The organism is Acinetobacter sp. 'aerobic (ED)' (assembly GCF_904886855.1).
Taxonomy (GTDB): domain Bacteria; phylum Pseudomonadota; class Gammaproteobacteria; order Pseudomonadales; family Moraxellaceae; genus Acinetobacter; species Acinetobacter courvalinii.
Genome location: NZ_CAJHGI010000010.1, coordinates 67331 through 85128, shown reverse-complemented (window position 1 = coordinate 85128; position 17798 = coordinate 67331). Strand labels below are relative to the sequence as shown.

Here is a 17798-nt window from a genome sequence, read left to right as displayed (position 1 = left end):
TCTAGGTGAATAAAGTAATTAGTTTGCAGCCCATTGCTGAAGAATCGTTTGATAAGGCTTGATGAACTGTTCTTCAGTAAATTTGCCTTGTTTAATCGCCAACTGGCTGCGCTCTTCCCGGTCATAAACAATACGAGTTAATGAATAGTCCTGATGCTTCAAGCTTGGCTGGTAGGTTTTTCCTGCGACTGAATTCGCGTTATAAATCTCTGGACGGTAGATTTTCTGGAAGGTTTCCATGGTACTAATCGTGCCGATCAGTTCCAGGTCAGTATAATCATCCAGCAGATCACCGCGATGGTAAAAGGCCAACGGCGCCACGCTATTTGGCGGCATGAAATAGCGAACTTTTAAGCCCATTTTCTCGAAATACTGATCCGTTAACGAATATTCATCCTGCTGATATTCCACGCCCAGCACCGGATGCTGATTTGCAGTTTGATGATAAGTCTTGCTGCTGGAAACGCTGAGGCAAATCACCGGCGATTTATGGAAGTTACTGTTATAGGTAGTTGAGTCCAGGAATGATTTAAAGATTTTCCCGTGCAATTCACCATAGTTTTCTGGAAGGCTAAATTGCGCTTTGTCTTTATTATGTTCTAGCAGTAACACACTAAAATCATAATCGCGCACATATGAGGAAAAATTGTTTCCGACAATACCGTCAAAGCGTTGATTATTCTTATGATCCACAATATTGGTTTTCAGGATTTCGATAGTCGGGAAGGTCTCACCTTTACCTTCAACATCAATATCAACCGAAATGATTTCAAGTTCGACAGAATAACGGTCTGCTGTCGGGTTATCCCAATGCGCCAGACTATTAAAACGGTTGTTAATCATTTTTAAGGTATTGCGCAGATTCTCTTGGCGACTTTCACCTCTGGCCAAATTGGCAAAGTTGGTGGTGATTCGCGTATTGTCTGAGGGCTGATAGTTTTCATCGAAACTAATGCGCTTAATCGTGAATGTAAACTCTTTGCTCATGATGATCTGATACCCTAAATTCTGAGATAAAACCTTATTACTTCGTTGCCCTTTCTGGATGTTCCAATTTTTTGGAGTCTCCCAGTCAATCGGATTTTTCAGTCGGTTCTGATATTTGCTAAAGTGGCTTCATCAGAATCAATCCTCAGATTGTCTCGTGTAAGAGCATGCAGTAATTTATACTTGAAACATGACATGAATAAAAATGATTTTGTTTCACTGAAAAGTGAGTGAAATTCATGTTTGCAAGTTTTATGGGCTCTCATGGCCATTGCACGACCCCAGAAATCGTAAAACTTTCCTCTGGTTTACTTTCAAGGTATATCCCTTATAATTTCAGGTCTGCGCTATGGCCCAGAATTCTCCCTTTTTAAATTTTTTCATTATGTCTTTATTTTCTCAGTGCTTAGAGCAAAAGCAATTCTGTATTCTGGTGGAATATCTATGTTCTAACCGTGATACGCCGGCAGTTCCCCCAAGTCTGGCTGGCTATCCGGCCATGATGACGTTGGCTGATCGTGTGCATAGCGATGAAGACCCTGCGCCATTAGAGTTGGCACAACAATACGCGCCTGAGATTGAAAAACTTTTGCATTTTTCAGGTAAAGGTCGGGATATTCAAGAATTTGAACATTTTCTCGATCAGGCTGAGCAGCAGGGGTATCACAACCTGCTTTTACTAAGCGGCGATAAACTGAAGAATCATAATTTTGGCCGCGAAATCCCAGCGCAACGGTCTCGTTATCTTGAGTCTGTGAATGCTGTGATGGCGGCCAGACAACGGAATGTGTTTAATATCGGCGTGGCTTTTAATCCGTTTAAATATACGGAAGCAGAGCGGGATGCCCAATATCTGAAACTGCATAAAAAGATCAAAGCAGGCGCAGACTTTCTGATTACCCAGCTTGGATTTGATCTGGATTGTCTTCAGCACAGCCAATCCTTTATCTCTCAGCATTACAAACAATTTCCTTTAATTGCCTGCGTCATGCCGCTGACCTTAAAACGCGCGCAATTTATGCTGAAACATCAGGTTGCCGGACTGGTGATTCCAGCGCATATTGTGCATGTCCTGAAAAGTGAATACGAGGCTGATCCTGTTCAGGCGGAAGCAAATGTCTATGCGCGTTGTGCGTTGCAGATCCTGATCTGTAAACATCTCGGTTTTGTTGGAGTGCATTTATCAGCTTGTCATAAGCCACAAGAACAACAAAAACTGGAACAATTTTTAAAGCAATATGAAAACTGGTCTTTAGCAGCCTGTGAAAAAGCCTGGAAAGACCTGTGGAAAATGGATTCAGGGCTTGAGCTTAAACCTGAGCTGGCCACTTTTTCAAAACCTGTCCCACCAGCCCAGATTTTTAAATATAAGCAAATGCATTTAATGCATCAGCTTTTTTTTGCATCTCATGCGGCGCTCGGGATTGGGCGTTTTATTTTTAAAGCCAATTTCTGGAATAAAGCTCGGCCTGATCAGCTTTTATTGAAAATGGAACATTGGAGCAAACATCCACTGGTGGGCTGTGAAAGTTGTGGGCACTGCCGTCTGGAGGACACGCTGTATATCTGCCCTGAAACCTGTCCCAAAGGGCTTGCCAATGGTCCCTGTGGCGGGACAAGTTTAGACCGGTGCGAGTTTGGTGACCGAGAGTGTATCCATTCGGTCAAAGCCCGATTGGCGAAGCGCCTAGATCAAACCGAGGTGTTGAGAAGTAAACTGATCCCTGCGATTTCAATTGAAACCCGCTATACCAGTTCATGGAAAAACTGGTTTAAACACTCAGAATCACATTGATTGTCGCCATTGTTCCAGTCTGTTCTTTACAAGACAGTTGCAGCGTAGGGCAATGTAGTGCCACGCATCATTTTTATGGCTGCGATTAGACCTGAGCAAACGCCTCTTAATGCCACTCTAACTTTCCTCCTGACAGTAGCGTCGCACCCAAGACAACCGGCACATAAATCACCGCACCAACGATCGCCAAAGGCACAATCGCGACCCCTGTGGCCACATCTTTGGCTTTCTTCTTAAAATTGCCCTGACGATGTTGTTCCACTTTTTTCACGATGGAAATGGGATAGGGTTGTTTTAATTGATAGGGAATGGCTTGTTGATTGGCAACCTGTTGATAGATTTGCCCAGAAAGATCAATCGATGCTAAAGGATATTCACAGTTTTCAATCGGGACTAATGCCGAAGTACAGTGGGTAGTGGTTTGGGTAAAGCCCAAGGCCTTTAATTGCTGATATTCACTGGCTGGTAGCAGGCCGATGGGTTGATTATAACGAAGTCTTATGGTGCTTTTAAACTGGGTATCAGACAGCATTTCAAATTGTATCGGTAGTTGATTCATCAAGGAGCGTTGCTCAGGACGCGTCTGCTGAATGATATTAAACACGGTTGCACCGCCCTGATCCGCGATGTAGGTATAACGTTCTCCAGCAAAAACAATCTGCTGCTGGGTTGGGGTGGCCATTTTTCCAATCGCAATAATTTTATCCTGAAGCACGGGGTGGTATGCATATTGAGGCGGAAGCGTTGAACAGGCAGTTAAACTGGTCAGGGTCACAAGCGTGAATAGTTTTTGAGCCATATTGTGTGGTATCTATTTTATTGAACTTATAAGCCTTTAATTATAGATGAATTTCGTGAATTTCTCTCATTGACTTTAGCCGCAGTAATTCCCACTCAAAATGTGTTGTTGACCGAGATCGGAGCATGCCGAAAAGTTAAAATGATGAACTGGGTGTGGAGCGGTTGCAGATGCTGGCGATGATGCAAGATTAACCGGTTCTGGAAACTGCGGATACAACTGCTCCTGTTTAGCGGGCAGCCTTTCAACAATCAATCAATATTTTCTTTAAATCTGCTACAATTGCGCCAATTTTAAATTCTTTCGCACGCTCTCTGCCTCTATCTCCATTTGCAGATACAGAGGGGTGCACAAAATTGTAGATTTTTCGCATGTTTAAAGATGAATTAGCGGCACAGGTTGCCCAACGACGCACATTTGCGATCATTTCCCACCCCGATGCGGGTAAGACCACCATGACAGAGAAACTACTGTTATGGGGTAAGGCCATTCAGGTTGCGGGGATGGTAAAAAGCCGTAAGTCTGACCGTTCTGCCACATCCGACTGGATGGAAATGGAAAAAGAGCGTGGTATTTCGATTACCACCTCGGTGATGCAATTTCCTTATAAAAAGCACACCATCAACCTACTGGATACGCCGGGACATGAAGACTTCTCGGAAGATACCTATCGTACCTTAACGGCGGTTGACTCTGCATTGATGGTGATTGACGGTGCCAAAGGTGTCGAAGAACGGACCATTAAATTAATGGAAGTGTGTCGTATGCGCGACACGCCAATTATTTCATTCGTCAACAAAATGGACCGTGAAATTCGTGAACCATTAGAATTGCTGGATGAAATTGAAAGTGTCCTGAATATCCGTTGCGTACCGATCACCTGGCCTTTGGGGATGGGACGTGACTTTGCGGGTGTCTACAACCTGCTAGAAGACAAGCTTTATGTTTATAAAGCTGGTTTTGGTTCAACCATTACCGATATCGATGTTCGTGATGGTTATGACCATCCGGATATTCGTGAAAAAGTGGGTGAGTTGGCATGGGCTTCTTTTGAGGAATCCCTTGAGCTGGTGCAGATGGCCAATGAACCACTGGACCGTGAATTATTCTTGCAAGGCAAACAAACCCCTGTTCTGTTTGGTACCGCATTGGGTAACTTTGCCGTGGATCATGTTCTGGATACCTTTATTAACTGGGCACCAGAACCGAAAGCACATCCAACTCAAGAACGTATGGTTGAAGCCAAAGAAGAAGGTTTCACTGGCTTCGTGTTTAAGATTCAGGCCAACATGGACCCGAAACACCGTGACCGGATTGCCTTCATGCGTATTTGCTCAGGTAAATATGAAAAAGGCCTGAAAATGAATCATGTACGTATCGGTAAAGATGTACGTATCAGTGATGCATTGACCTTTCTTGCGGGTGAGCGTGAGCATCTGGAAGAAGCTTGGCCGGGGGATATCATTGGTTTGCACAACCACGGTACCATCCAGATTGGTGATACCTTTACCAGCGGTGAAAGCTTGCACTTTACCGGTATTCCACACTTCGCACCGGAAATGTTCCGCCGTGTACGCTTGAAAGATCCTTTGAAATCGAAGCAATTGCAAAAAGGTTTGAAAGAATTATCTGAAGAAGGGGCAACACAGGTGTTCATGCCACAAATCAGTAATGACCTGATTGTCGGTGCAGTCGGTGTGTTACAGTTTGATGTGGTGGCCTATCGCTTAAAAGAAGAATATAAGGTGGACTGTATTTATGAGCCGGTGAGTGTTCATACGGTACGCTGGATTCACTGTGATGATGACAAAATCCTGAATGAGTTTAAGAAGAAGGCACATGATCAGCTTTCAGTTGATGGTGGCGGTCACTTAACTTATCTGGCGCCAAGCCGTGTAAACTTGCAGTTAATGCAAGAACGCTGGCCGGATATCCAGTTCCGTAACACACGAGAACACTAAACTGTATAAAAACAGCTTCTAATTAGAGGCTGTTTTTAATTGAACGATCTAAAAATAAAGGATGATGAAATGAATGCTTTAAAACCACTTTTTGCTGTCAGTGTCTTGATTGGAATGATGGCTTTAACCGCATGTGATCATCCAGATAAAAATAAAGCCGATACCGCCGAAAGCAAACCAGCTGCGGTACCAGTTGAAAAAGCTGAAGTCCTGCCATACTTAAATATGAAAGAGGCCAAGGCGGACTATGCCTTGCCATTCTGTGAAAAGAAAAACTGTATTGATGTCGATATTCAGACGGTAAAAACGCAGGATGAATGGCTGAATGCATGGATTGCAAAAAATCAGTCCAAGGTGATCCAGCAGCAAATTGAGCTGGATAAAAACCTGACGCTGCAACAGGCCATTAATGCCTATGTGAAAAAGTCAGATGAGTGGCAGGACAAGTATTCTAAAAATAAGGCCTATGAACTGCATCTGAATACCCGGATTGCTTCACAGCGCAATCAATATGTGCTGTTACAGGTGGGAGTTAATGCCCAGCAAGAAGATATTGCGGTGAAAGATCGCTTCTATTTCTTTGTGGCAGATCGCAAGTTGCAAAAGAGTCTGAGCGTGCTGGATGTGATCCAGAAAAATCAGCAAAATGCCTTAAATGATATTGTGCAGGCCCATTATCAACAATGGATTGCAAAACAATCGGCAGAAGTGAAAAAACAGGTGCCAAAAAAACTGTATTGGGGGCAGGCAGACTGGTTCTTTGATGGTGAGGGCATCGGTTTACATTATCGGGCCAATGAAATCAGTAAAGATGCCCCGCAACTGGATATTTATTTAACCACTGAACAGACTCGGCAGATGCTGCAAGCTGAGATTTATCAGCAGATGTTTTGATTCTGTTTAGATTGACTTTTTTAAGTTTCGTATAGAAATTGCATGTGCTTCTAGCAGTTTTGCATTAACTTCGATAGCATTTAAAAATCTTGTGTAATAACAATGCTTATAGGTCTCAGATGAAAACATTTTATAAATATAGCGTTCTTGCATGTGCTGTTTTGCTTGCAGCCTGCCAGCCTAAATCGGAGCCAAAACAATCACAGGATAAGCCGCAAGATCCACCTGCAGTACAACAGCAGGCTGAACCGGTTTTACAAGGCGAAACGGTTAAGATTCCGGTAAAACTCCCTGAATGTAAGGGCAATACCTGTCCTGACTTTACGGTTGAGCGTTTGCAAAGTAATTTCCCGTTTATCGATCAGTTGCTTGATCAGCAAATTCTTGAACAGCTTGGCAAAATGCTTGAGGTGGTCGATGCGGATACACCGGCTGCTTCAACCGCAAAAAGCACTGGAGCAAAATCCGATCTGGACAGTCAGGCCCAGTTATATGCAGATTCATTTGTCAAAATTGATGAAGAGTTAAAAGCGTTAAGTAGCAGCCATCAGATCAGCTTAATGATCAAGCCGAAGATCTTGCAGCCGAAAGGTAAACTGGCAACCGTAGTCCTGAATAGCAGCAGTTATTTAGGTGGGGCGCATGGCGCAACTTCGCAGCGTTATTACAACTTTGATCTGGCAAATCAGAAACAGGTACAGTTGCAGGATTTGTTATTGCCAAAACAGAAAGCGACCTTAGACAAGCTGGCTCATGACGCATTTAAAACCTGGATTGTGGATTCCAAACTGGCCACAGATCCTAAGGAATACGAACAGGCTTGGCCATTTCAGGTGACAGATAATTTCTTATTGGGCGAACAGGGCTTGATCCTGCAATATGGCGAATATGATATTGGCCCGTATGTGGTCGGTTTGCCGCGTCTGGTGATTCCATTTAGTGAATTACAAGGGGTATTAAAACCTGAATATTTGCCAAAAGTGGACACGCCGGCTGCCTCTACACCTGTCGCAAATGAGAACAAGTAAGCGCTGATGCAACTGTTCGATACCCATACCCATTTTGATGTTGCCGATTTTGATCATGATCGGCAACATCTGGCTGTGCAGGCCAAACGGGTGGGGGTCGAGGCATTGGTATTAATCGGGTTTCTGCAATCACGATTCGATGAGCTGATTCAGACCCATCAGCAATTACAAGGCTGGGAGCATGTACCGCAGTCTTATCTGGCGCCCGGTTTACATCCCTTTTATATTGAACAGCATCAGCCAGAACATTTACAGGATTTAGAACTGATTTTGCAGCAGCTTGATTGTGTAGCAATCGGTGAAATTGGTCTGGATACCTTTTTAAAACAGCATAAACAGCCTGAATTATTGAGCAAACAACAGCATTATTTTATTGAGCAATTACAACTTGCCAAGCAATATCAAAAACCGGTGCTGTTGCATATCCGTAAAGCACATGCTGAAACCATTGCGATTTTAAAGGCGCAAAAATTCAAGTTAGGCGGGATTGCGCATGCTTTTAGTGGCGGTGTAGAAGAAGCCAAAGCCATGATCAAGCTGGGCTTTAAAATCGGCATCACCGGGCAAATTACCAATCCCAATGCCAAAAAACTGCATCAGGTGGTGCATGCCATTGGTCCCGAACATCTGGTGATTGAAACCGATTGCCCGGATATGACGCCGTTGTGCTGTCAGACTTCAACCGAACATCGAACCCGCAATACGCCTGTCAATTTACCTTATGTGTTAGACAGCTTGGCGCAAATACTTGAGCTGCCCCAAGCACAGCTTGCCCAGCAATTGTGGCAAAACTCATGTGCAGCCTTGCATCTCGGATAACAACCATAATCCCGTTAAAAATAAGGTAACTAAAAGGGAACACATCCATTCCCAAACAGGGTTACATTAAACAGAGAACTTCATAATAAACAATCAGCCAATACTGGGAGGGTAACCTGATGGCCAGATATAGCAAAATCAATAGTTTCAATGCATTACAAACACTTACCGTCGGTTCTAAATCTTATCAAATTTTTAACCTTCCGCATGCAGCACAGACACTGGGTAATATTGACCGCCTACCCAAGTCACTCAAGGTTTTGCTAGAAAATTTACTGCGCTTTGAAGATGGAAAAAGTGTAAAAGTCGAGCATATTCAGGCGCTGGTGGACTGGCAGAAAAGCAAACGTTCAGATCAGGAAATTCAATATCGTCCTGCCCGGGTATTGATGCAGGATTTCACCGGTGTACCTGCGGTAGTCGATCTGGCTGCCATGCGTGCAGCCATGGCGCAGGCCGGGGGGGATCCAAACAGGATTAATCCGCTTTCCCCGGTGGATCTGGTTATTGACCATTCGGTGATGGTGGATCATTTCGCCAATGATCAGGCTTTTGCCGAGAATGTCGAAATTGAAATGCAACGTAACGGTGAACGTTATCAATTCCTGCGTTGGGGGCAGTCTGCGTTTAATAACTTTAGCGTAGTACCTCCGGGCACCGGAATTTGTCATCAGGTTAATCTGGAATATCTGGCACAAGCGGTGTGGCTAGGAGAAGATGAAGGGCAGGATTTTGCTTTTCCGGATACCTTGGTCGGCACAGATTCACATACCACCATGATTAACGGATTGGGTGTGCTTGGTTGGGGCGTTGGCGGGATTGAAGCCGAAGCGGCCATGCTGGGGCAACCGGTATCGATGTTGATTCCGGAAGTGATCGGTTTCAAATTAACCGGCAAACTGAACGAAGGTATTACCGCAACCGATCTGGTGTTGACCATTACCCAGATGCTACGTCAAAAAGGCGTAGTGGGTAAATTTGTAGAGTTCTATGGCGATGGTCTGGCTGATTTGCCTTTGGCGGACCGTGCCACCATTGCCAATATGGCGCCAGAGTATGGCGCGACCTGCGGTTTCTTCCCGATTGATGAAGTTACACTCGGCTATTTAGCCCTGACAGGTCGTCAACAACAACGCATTGATCTGGTTGAGGCCTATAGCAAGGCACAGGGCCTATGGCGTAATGCCGGAGATGAGCCGGTTTTCACCGATACTCTGAGTCTGGATATGAGCACGGTACAAGCCAGTCTGGCTGGACCAAAACGTCCGCAAGATCGTGTATTACTGTCCGATGTACCGAAAACCTTTAATGCCCTGATGGAACTGACACTAAAACCAGCCAAAGAAGCCAAAGAACGTCTGGAAAATGAAGGTGGTGGCGGTACGGCAGTAGAGGCACAGAAAGCCAATCTGGGGCATGAACAGCCGTCTTGTACCATTGATGGAAAATCTTATCCTTTAAATGATGGTGATGTGGTGATTTCTGCGATTACCTCGTGTACCAATACCTCCAACCCAAGCGTGATGCTGGCGGCAGGTCTACTGGCCAAAAAAGCAATCGAGAAAGGTTTGCAACGTAAACCCTGGGTCAAAAGCTCACTGGCACCTGGCTCTAAAGTGGTAACCGATTATCTGGCGGCAGCAGGTTTAACCCCTTATCTGGATCAATTGGGATATAACCTGGTGGGTTATGGGTGTACCACCTGTATCGGTAACTCGGGGCCGTTGCCTGACCCGATTGAAGCCGCCATTCAGTGTCATGACTTAAATGTGGCGTCGGTACTGTCAGGTAACCGTAACTTTGAAGGGCGTGTGCATCCACTGGTGAAAACCAATTGGCTGGCATCACCACCGCTGGTCGTGGCCTATGGTTTAACCGGCAACATCCGGACTGACTTAACTACGCAACCGATTGGGCAAGGCAAAGACGGACAGGATGTTTACCTAAAAGATATCTGGCCAAGCCAGTCCGAAATTGATGCCGTGCTACAGAAAGTGAATACCGAGATGTTCCATAAAGAATATGCTGCGGTATTTGATGGCGATGCAACCTGGCAAGCGATCCAGATTCCACAGAGCCAGACTTATGCTTGGCAAAATAACTCCACCTATATTCGTCATCCGCCATTCTTTGAGGAGATTAACCAGCCGCCGAAAGCCATCGCTAATATTGAACAGGCCAATATTCTGGCGGTACTGGGAGACTCGGTCACCACCGATCATATTTCACCTGCAGGCAATATCAAGAAAGACAGTCCTGCCGGGCGTTATTTACAGGATCAGGGTGTAGAACCAAAAGACTTTAACTCCTATGGATCGCGACGTGGTAATCACGAAGTGATGATGCGCGGTACCTTTGCCAATATCCGCATTAAAAACGAGATGCTGGGTGGCGAAGAGGGCGGTAATACGCTTTATATTCCGACAGGCGAAAAGATGTCGATTTACGATGCTGCCATGCGTTATCAGCAACAGCACACACCATTGGTGATTATTGCAGGTAAGGAATATGGGACTGGCTCCTCACGCGACTGGGCTGCCAAAGGAACCAACTTACTGGGTGTCAAAGCCGTGATTGCCGAAAGTTTTGAACGCATTCACCGCTCGAATCTGGTGGGGATGGGCGTGTTGCCATTGCAGTTTGTGGATGGGCAAACCCGTCAGTCCCTGAATTTAACTGGGCATGAAACCATTTCTATCCATGGCTTGTCCGATGATATTCAACCGCACCAGACACTGGATGTTGAGGTCGTTCGGGAAGATGGTAGTCAGGCCAAATTTAAGGTGCTATGTCGAATCGATACCTTGAATGAAGTGGAATACTTTAAGGCAGGCGGTATTCTGCATTATGTTTTACGCAATTTGATTGCTGCTTAATTGAAGTGGGCCCTGTATATTTACAGGGCTCTTCCATTTCAGAATTTAGCTAAATCTAAATAACTTCTTCAGGCTAAAGCTCGGCTTCAACGACCAAACACCCCAACGATTAAAATATAGTGAGTCTTCCTCGAAGAAATCACTCGATTGTTTTTTGTGAAGTTTTAATACTTCTGCACCTTCCTCTACAGAAAAAGTTTGATTCTCTAACAGGGTTGGATTCTCTATCAGTAAATAGAGTAAAAACTGATTCAAGACATAGGAGGCATGTTCTACTTTTAAGTTGATACAGCCGTCAGCTTTGCCAAATTGATGCATGCCACAAGAATAAAGTGAGTCCTGATCGAAAACAGTGGGAACAAATGCTTTATATAAATCAAATAGATTCTCTGCATCAAAGTTCAGCCAGTCCGATCGAAGATGAGTCACTCCAGACGTTTCAACTTTAATGGCTAATCCACCGGCTTTGAGTAGCGCCTGACCCAGTAACAGCGCTTGTTGTGCTAAGGCTATTGATCCGGCTTTGCAAATCACATAAATCACCATCTGATGTTGCTCGATTTGTTGTAGCTCTTGTTCTGAAAAGCGATCCATACTTTGCTGCCTAAATACCTGGCTTACACGAGGATCGTTTTTATGCTCTTCAATTTCAGCAAAATAATCACTGGCTAACGCTTTAATAATTAACCCTGCGTAAATATAGCCTGTGTCATGGGTCAATAGCGCCTGTAATAAGGCTGAATGATTTTGCCAGACACCTGGAATACATAAGATAATGTCCTGTTGATCTTGTTTATCCATAATCATATTTTCGAATCAATTATTTTTTTATCATACAACACTCCTTATTAAACTCTGCCTTTATTTGCGATATGTAGTTACTCAAAATACGTGAGAAATTTGTTTTAAATGGTGGAGTGATCTCTTTTTTAAATTAAATCTATTTGGACTGCCAATTGTTGATATTAAGTTCTCCCTGAGAGTGGATTAATCTCCTCATAAATTGTTTAAAAAGATGGAGGCGAGTCTTTTATCTTTTTTATTTAAATTTGAGCTGCTTAGAGTTAAGGTGTTGGTAATCACTTCATCAGGAAGCCGGCTGTGAATCAGTTACCGCGATATGTTTATTATTTATTGGTTGCCCAAGCATTTAATTTAATTGCAGCAGTATTGTCGGTCACAGTTTCAGCCATTGTCGGTTTAAAACTTGCGCCCACGCAGGCCTTGGCGACCATACCCTATGGCTTGCAATTTCTGGCCATGTTACTGACGACGTTTATCTTTTCATTTCTGATGAAAAAAATGGGTCGACATGTCGTGTTCCAGTTTGGATGTATTTGTCTTTTCTTCGCGGGCGTACTGGGCTATCTGGCCTTACAACATGAACAGTTTAATCTATTGTGTCTCAGTCATTTTTCGCTAGGTTTATTCATTTCCACAGCTAACTTTTACCGTTTTGCAGCTTCGGATCGTCTGGCGCCAGATTTAATTCCAAAAGCGACGGCGATGGTAATTTCGGGTGGTGTGGTGGCCGCTGTGATTGCACCAATGTTGGCAATTCAGTTTCAACAGCTACAAGGCTTACCTGATTTTACCGCGATCTATTGCATTTTCAGTGTACTGGCGCTGTTGCTATCACCCATTTTATACCTCTGGAATCGCAAGTTTAAATTACAACAGGCCCAGCAGGTGGTAACTGATTTAATACCGCGCGCCAAACTCCCGGTCAACCTGATTGCTGCTGCCATGATCAGTGGTGCATTTGCCTATTATGTGATGAATGTCATGATGATTATGTCTTCCTTACAGTTAAAGCAACATCATAGCTTTCATTACGCTTCAATCTCGATTCAGCTGCATGTTCTGGCGATGTTTATTCCTTCGTTCTTTGTGTCGAAGCTGATCCAGCGCTGGGGAATCAATCGGACGATTTATACGGGTTTTATTTTACTGATGTTGTCCTCTGTGATTCCGATGCTGGGACAAAAGGGAATTTATATGAATGTTGCATTAATTGTGCTGGGTGTGGGCTGGAACTTCGCCTATTCAGGTGCTTCGACTTTACTGGCTGGATTAAACGAACAGCAAAAGCATCGCGTACAAGGGCTGAATGAAACCATGATTGCCTTGTGCGCCACCTTGGGTGCATTCTTGCCAGCACCGATTTTGACCCAACTGGGCTGGATGAATGCCAACCTGCTGGCTTTAGTGTTGAGTGCTGCTATTTTTGTCATATTTATTGTGCTCAGCCGACGCAGCTAATCGATAACAGGTGGCTTATCTTCCTCACCCAAACCGACTAAAACACGTTAAAATAACGCTTTGCTGAACTGTATAGATCACTGCTGATATGACTGATGTACCTGTAAATGATGAATATGACCGCCGTTTTGCTGGTGTGGCCAAAATTTATGGAGAAGATGCCTTTGCCCATTACGAGCAAAGCCATGTCATGGTCATCGGCATTGGTGGTGTCGGCAGTTGGGCCGTGGAAGCACTGGCACGTACAGGGATTGGCGAACTCACCTTAGTCGATATGGATGTGGTGGCAGCATCAAACATCAACCGTCAATTGCCTGCAATGAGTTCGACACTGGGACAAGAGAAAATTGAAGTGATGGCTGAACGTTGCCGTCAAATTAATCCACGCATGAAAGTGAATGTGATTGATGACTATCTCACACCCGAAAATGTCAAAGAAATCCTTAATCCGGTGCCGACCCTCATTTTAGATTGTATTGATGATGTCAAAGCCAAGCTTGCCTTGATGTTGCATTGTCGCTTTAACAAAATTCCCTTGATTGTTTCCGGCGGTGCAGGCGGTAAGCTCGATCCACTGAAAATCCGTGTTGCTGATTTGTCTAAGACTGAGCAAGACCCAATGTTGGCAAAGTTGCGTACCCAACTTCGTTCCATAGGGATTTGCAAAAAGCCAAAAGAGAAATTTGGCATTACTTGTGTTTATTCGATCGATAATCCATTTTCGAGTGCAGAGGTGTGTCCAAGCGCTGGTCTACGTTGTGGAGGCTATGGTTCAGCCGTAGTGGTGACGTCAAGTTTTGCGATGGTTGCCGTTGCGGAAGTCCTGAAGAAGCTGGATAAAATCAGGACTTAAATTCTTATTAGATTGATTATGCTTGTGGATATTGCGGTGCTAAGCGGTAATAGCTGTAAGTGACATTGGGATCTTTATAAACGTCATAGCTGGTCTGTTTAAAATCAGAGACCCACTGTGAACCGGTAAAGCCGGCAATGTGACCGTAACGATGCTTTTTGGTGCGGTGAATAATATAAATATCACCTGGCTGAGGATTGTTAAACTCAGGGCTAATCTGCTGATAACCGATCTGTTGTAAGGTACGTCCCCAGTCCGAAGCGGCAACAGGATGTTGTACGATATTGGCACCTGCAGACTGTAAAGCGATTCTGACAAATTTGGCACATTGAGATGAGCTGCGATAAGACGCGCGTTTAGCCAGTTTTTGCGAGAATTTACTCACATCAATTGCTGGTACTGATGGCGCCTTCGGCATTTCTCGATAAGGAATAACCACCTGCTGAGCAGGGGGGTGAATCATACTGTGATCAACTGAAGGTACATCATAAATCATTGTGAATCTCTACCGCATTTTCAAAACAACTGAACGTGTGCCAGAATCTATTACGCGGCACATGGTAAGCGATAAATCTCAAAAAAACCAAAATGTAATGTAATAATATAACGAATTTTCGAATTTATAATGAATTCTTAATCAATATTTATTGAAGATTTACTTAATTATAAGCAAGTTATGTGACACACAATAAAAAAATTCAGATTTGTAAAATCATATTTCACAGTGTGAAGTGTGTCACGTTTTTGTGAGGTTTACTCAGGCTTGATGCTCTTTCAGATAATCTTCGGTACGCTGCATGGCGGCCTGAATATTTTGAATGGCAGTTTCAATATCGCCAATGGTTTTTGCATTGCCGCCACTGAGTGCCTGACGCCATTTTCGTGCGCCCGGCAAGTTCTGGAATAGACCTAAAATATGACGGGTGATAATCGATAATGGAGCGCCTTCTGCAACGCGTTGATGAATATACGGCATCATTTGCTGCATGATCTCAAAACGATCAGGTGCTTCCAGATTCCAGAGTTGCCCCATTTCCGCCAATAAATATGGGTTATGGTAGGCCTCACGACCAATCATCACACCATCAACATGCTGTAAATGCTGCTGGGTTTCTGCAAAGGTTTTAATCCCGCCATTGATTTCAATGGTCAGGTGAGGACGTTCCAGTTTCAGACGATACACATCTTCATAACGTAAAGGGGGAACATCCCGGTTTTCTTTCGGTGATAAACCTTGCAAGATCGCAATACGCGCATGCACGATAAAATGCGTACAACCTGTTGCCGCGACAGTGTCGACAAAATGCAGCATTTCTTCATAAGACTGCATATCATCAATCCCGATGCGGTGTTTTACCGTTACCGGAATCGAGACCGCTTTTTGCATGCTATGAATACATTCGGCGACCAGTTGAGGCTCCGCCATCAGGCATGCACCAATTTTATTATTCTGAACGCGATCACTTGGACAGCCGACATTCAAGTTGACTTCATCATAACCCCAATCCTCTGCCATTTTGCTACAGGTCGCAAGTTCTTGTGGATTTGAACCACCCAGCTGTAACACGATCGGGTGTTCTTCTTTGTTGAAGTCGAGATGGCGATTGGCACCGCCGTAAATAATCGCACCTGTCGTCACCATTTCGGTATAAAGCACCACATTGGGGTTAAACAGGCGTGCAAAGAAGCGATAGTCTTTTGTTGTCCAATCCATCATTGGCGCAACGGAAATACGTGGCTTTAATGATTCTAGTGATGGCATAAACGGCTCTCGGATGTGGACAAGAAAAGAAAGGGCAGCATTATACGAGTTTTAGGAAAATTTCACCAATGCTGATCCCGATCACTTCAATTTTTAAGCATAAACAGCCAGATTCAAGGTGTAACAATCTTGTTTCTCTTGGTCGCAACATAATCTATAAAGCTAAATAGCATGCAGGCCAATACCAGACTGATGCCTGCCAGACAGGTTGCACTCCAGCCACCATGATTCCAGGCAAAAATTCCCAAAGCCGAACCACCAGCGCCACCAGTGAAGTAGGCGGTCATATAAATGGCATTAATCCGTGATTTGGCATCGGGGCGTAACCGGAAAATAATACTCTGGTTACTGGTATGGACTAATGCTAAAGCTAACTGGATCAATGCAAAACCAAGAATATAGCTCACTAAAACCGTTTGACCGAAATAGAAAAATATCCAGCTGAGAATGAATAAGGCACAACCGATCCAGGTCAGACGGCTGGTATAGCCCTGATCTGCATATTTACCAATATATTGGGTAGAAAGCGCCCCGAAAATACCGACCAGCGGCACCATACCAATCAGCAGGTCTTGTAGATGATGGGCTGAAGTCAGCAACAGGGCGATGGTTGAATATAAAATACTGACCGCGGCAAAGGCAAAACCCCCAGCAAGTGCGCGCAACACCAAGCGCTTTTCTTGCTTCAGCAGTTGCGCCATGGAGATAAAAACCTGACCATAATTCAGCTTCATACGCATGACATAAGGCAGGCGGCTTTTTAAGGCATAGGCCAGAATCAACATCAGAATGCCACTGACCACATAAATGACTTTCCAGTGAAACAGGTTGGAAAACAAGCCTGCGAGGCTAGTTGAAAGCAAGATACCGACCAGTAAACCACTCATCAAAAAGCCAATCACTTCGCCTGTTTTTTCAGGTTTTACTGTCATGGTGGCCAGCGGAATCAGCACTTGAGCTGCCACTGAAAACAGGCCAGCCATCACCGTACCCAACCACAACATCGGTAAATTTACTGAAAAGGCACTGATGAACAAGCCAATAGCGCATAAACCCATCAATAAAGGAATAAATCGGGTTTTATTAACCACATCGCCCATTGGCACAATGAACAGCAGGCCGAGTGCATAGGACACTTGCGCAAAAGTGACAGTTAGGGCTGCCTGACCTTCGCTCACTGAAAAATATTGCTGAATCGAATGAATCAAGGGCTGACTATAATAGTTGGCGCCCGCACATAAACCGCACGCTGCCGCCATAAACCAAAGTAAAGTTTTATTTTGACTGATATCTTCTTGAGGGATAGACATAGGATTCTCTGTTCTGATTTATGCGGTATAAGCGGTAGCTTCGATTTCGACTTGCATGTTTTCTAGGGCTAGCGCAGGTACAGGAATCAGGGTGCAGGCTGGAAATGCCTGATTTTTCCATAAAGCTTGTATGATCGCGACCAGCGCCTGAAGCTTATCAGCATCATGATCGACGACCAGAATACGTAGCACGGCAATATCTGACAGCTGGGCCTGGGCTGAAGCTAAAGCCTGCTGAATATTATAGAAGACTTGTTGTACCTGTTGGTCAAAATATTCTGACAGCTCGCCATTTTTATTTTCGCCACCTTGACCTGCGATATGAATCATCCGCATATTGGGCTTTACAATCGCGACGTGACTATAACCATTGCGATGCGGGTCATAGAGTGCATCGGGGTTGATTAATTGAAATGCATCGGTATGGGGCTGATTCATGGCTAAAACTCATT

At 44.4% G+C, this 17798-nt stretch carries 15 protein-coding genes; 8 read left to right on the top strand and 7 right to left on the bottom strand.

From position 1 onward, the window contains the following. Positions 1-18: 18 nt before the first annotated feature. On the bottom strand, positions 19-987 hold the full coding sequence (locus JO943_RS17205) for a DUF1852 domain-containing protein (protein ID WP_202741387.1): 969 nt from the start codon (positions 985-987) through the stop codon (positions 19-21). 385 nt (positions 988-1372) lie between these two features. Here JO943_RS17205 and JO943_RS17200 point away from each other — a divergent pair, with 385 nt between their 5' ends. Continuing rightward, positions 1373-2782 (top strand): methylenetetrahydrofolate reductase C-terminal domain-containing protein, encoded by a 1410-nt coding sequence (locus tag JO943_RS17200; RefSeq protein ID WP_202741386.1) that lies wholly within the window; start codon positions 1373-1375, stop codon positions 2780-2782. A 106-nt stretch (positions 2783-2888) separates the two neighbouring features. Here JO943_RS17200 and JO943_RS17195 read toward each other — a convergent pair whose 3' ends face one another. Next, positions 2889-3581, bottom strand: coding sequence for a hypothetical protein (locus JO943_RS17195; protein ID WP_202741385.1), 693 nt, complete (start codon positions 3579-3581; stop codon positions 2889-2891). A gap of 371 nt (positions 3582-3952) precedes the next feature. Here JO943_RS17195 and JO943_RS17190 point away from each other — a divergent pair, with 371 nt between their 5' ends. The 5 genes from JO943_RS17190 (at position 3953) to acnA (ending at position 11159) form a co-directional block, all read left to right on the top strand. After that, on the top strand, positions 3953-5542 hold the full coding sequence (locus JO943_RS17190) for a peptide chain release factor 3 (RefSeq protein ID WP_005283326.1): 1590 nt from the start codon (positions 3953-3955) through the stop codon (positions 5540-5542). Positions 5543-5611: 69 nt separating this feature from the next. Continuing rightward, entirely contained in the window at positions 5612-6436 is an 825-nt protein-coding gene (locus tag JO943_RS17185) for a hypothetical protein (protein WP_202741384.1), read from the top strand. A 119-nt stretch (positions 6437-6555) separates the two neighbouring features. Then, positions 6556-7464 (top strand): RsiV family protein, encoded by a 909-nt coding sequence (locus JO943_RS17180; protein ID WP_202741383.1) that lies wholly within the window; start codon positions 6556-6558, stop codon positions 7462-7464. Between the two features lie 6 nt (positions 7465-7470). Next, positions 7471-8283: a TatD family hydrolase gene (locus JO943_RS17175; RefSeq protein WP_199975325.1), complete on the top strand. Its 813-nt coding sequence runs from the start codon at positions 7471-7473 to the stop codon at positions 8281-8283. Between the two features lie 119 nt (positions 8284-8402). After that, positions 8403-11159 (top strand): aconitate hydratase AcnA, encoded by a 2757-nt coding sequence (gene acnA, locus JO943_RS17170; protein ID WP_199950224.1) that lies wholly within the window; start codon positions 8403-8405, stop codon positions 11157-11159. A gap of 45 nt (positions 11160-11204) precedes the next feature. Here acnA and JO943_RS17165 read toward each other — a convergent pair whose 3' ends face one another. After that, complete coding sequence (locus tag JO943_RS17165; RefSeq protein ID WP_199975321.1) at positions 11205-11966, bottom strand: hypothetical protein; 762 nt, start codon at positions 11964-11966, stop codon at positions 11205-11207. 294 nt (positions 11967-12260) lie between these two features. Between JO943_RS17165 and JO943_RS17160 the strand changes: the two genes are divergently transcribed. Both JO943_RS17160 and JO943_RS17155 read left to right on the top strand, forming a co-directional pair. Then, positions 12261-13421 carry an MFS transporter gene (locus tag JO943_RS17160; RefSeq protein WP_032875819.1) on the top strand — a complete coding sequence of 387 codons (1161 nt, stop codon included), beginning with the start codon at positions 12261-12263 and terminating at the stop codon, positions 13419-13421. A gap of 88 nt (positions 13422-13509) precedes the next feature. Then, positions 13510-14274 (top strand): ThiF family adenylyltransferase, encoded by a 765-nt coding sequence (locus tag JO943_RS17155; RefSeq protein WP_032875823.1) that lies wholly within the window; start codon positions 13510-13512, stop codon positions 14272-14274. Positions 14275-14290: 16 nt separating this feature from the next. Here JO943_RS17155 and JO943_RS17150 read toward each other — a convergent pair whose 3' ends face one another. The 4 genes from JO943_RS17150 to JO943_RS17135 form a co-directional block, all read right to left on the bottom strand. Continuing rightward, positions 14291-14770, bottom strand: coding sequence for a CHAP domain-containing protein (locus JO943_RS17150; RefSeq protein ID WP_005228709.1), 480 nt, complete (start codon positions 14768-14770; stop codon positions 14291-14293). A 261-nt stretch (positions 14771-15031) separates the two neighbouring features. Then, the gene (gene dusA / locus JO943_RS17145; RefSeq protein ID WP_005228711.1) at positions 15032-16036 is read right to left on the bottom strand and encodes a tRNA dihydrouridine(20/20a) synthase DusA; all 1005 of its coding nucleotides are present in this window, start codon (positions 16034-16036) and stop codon (positions 15032-15034) included. Positions 16037-16149: 113 nt separating this feature from the next. Further along, complete coding sequence (locus JO943_RS17140; protein WP_005228713.1) at positions 16150-17346, bottom strand: MFS transporter; 1197 nt, start codon at positions 17344-17346, stop codon at positions 16150-16152. Between the two features lie 18 nt (positions 17347-17364). Continuing rightward, the gene (locus tag JO943_RS17135; protein ID WP_005228715.1) at positions 17365-17784 is read right to left on the bottom strand and encodes a RidA family protein; all 420 of its coding nucleotides are present in this window, start codon (positions 17782-17784) and stop codon (positions 17365-17367) included. Positions 17785-17798 lie beyond the last annotated feature (14 nt).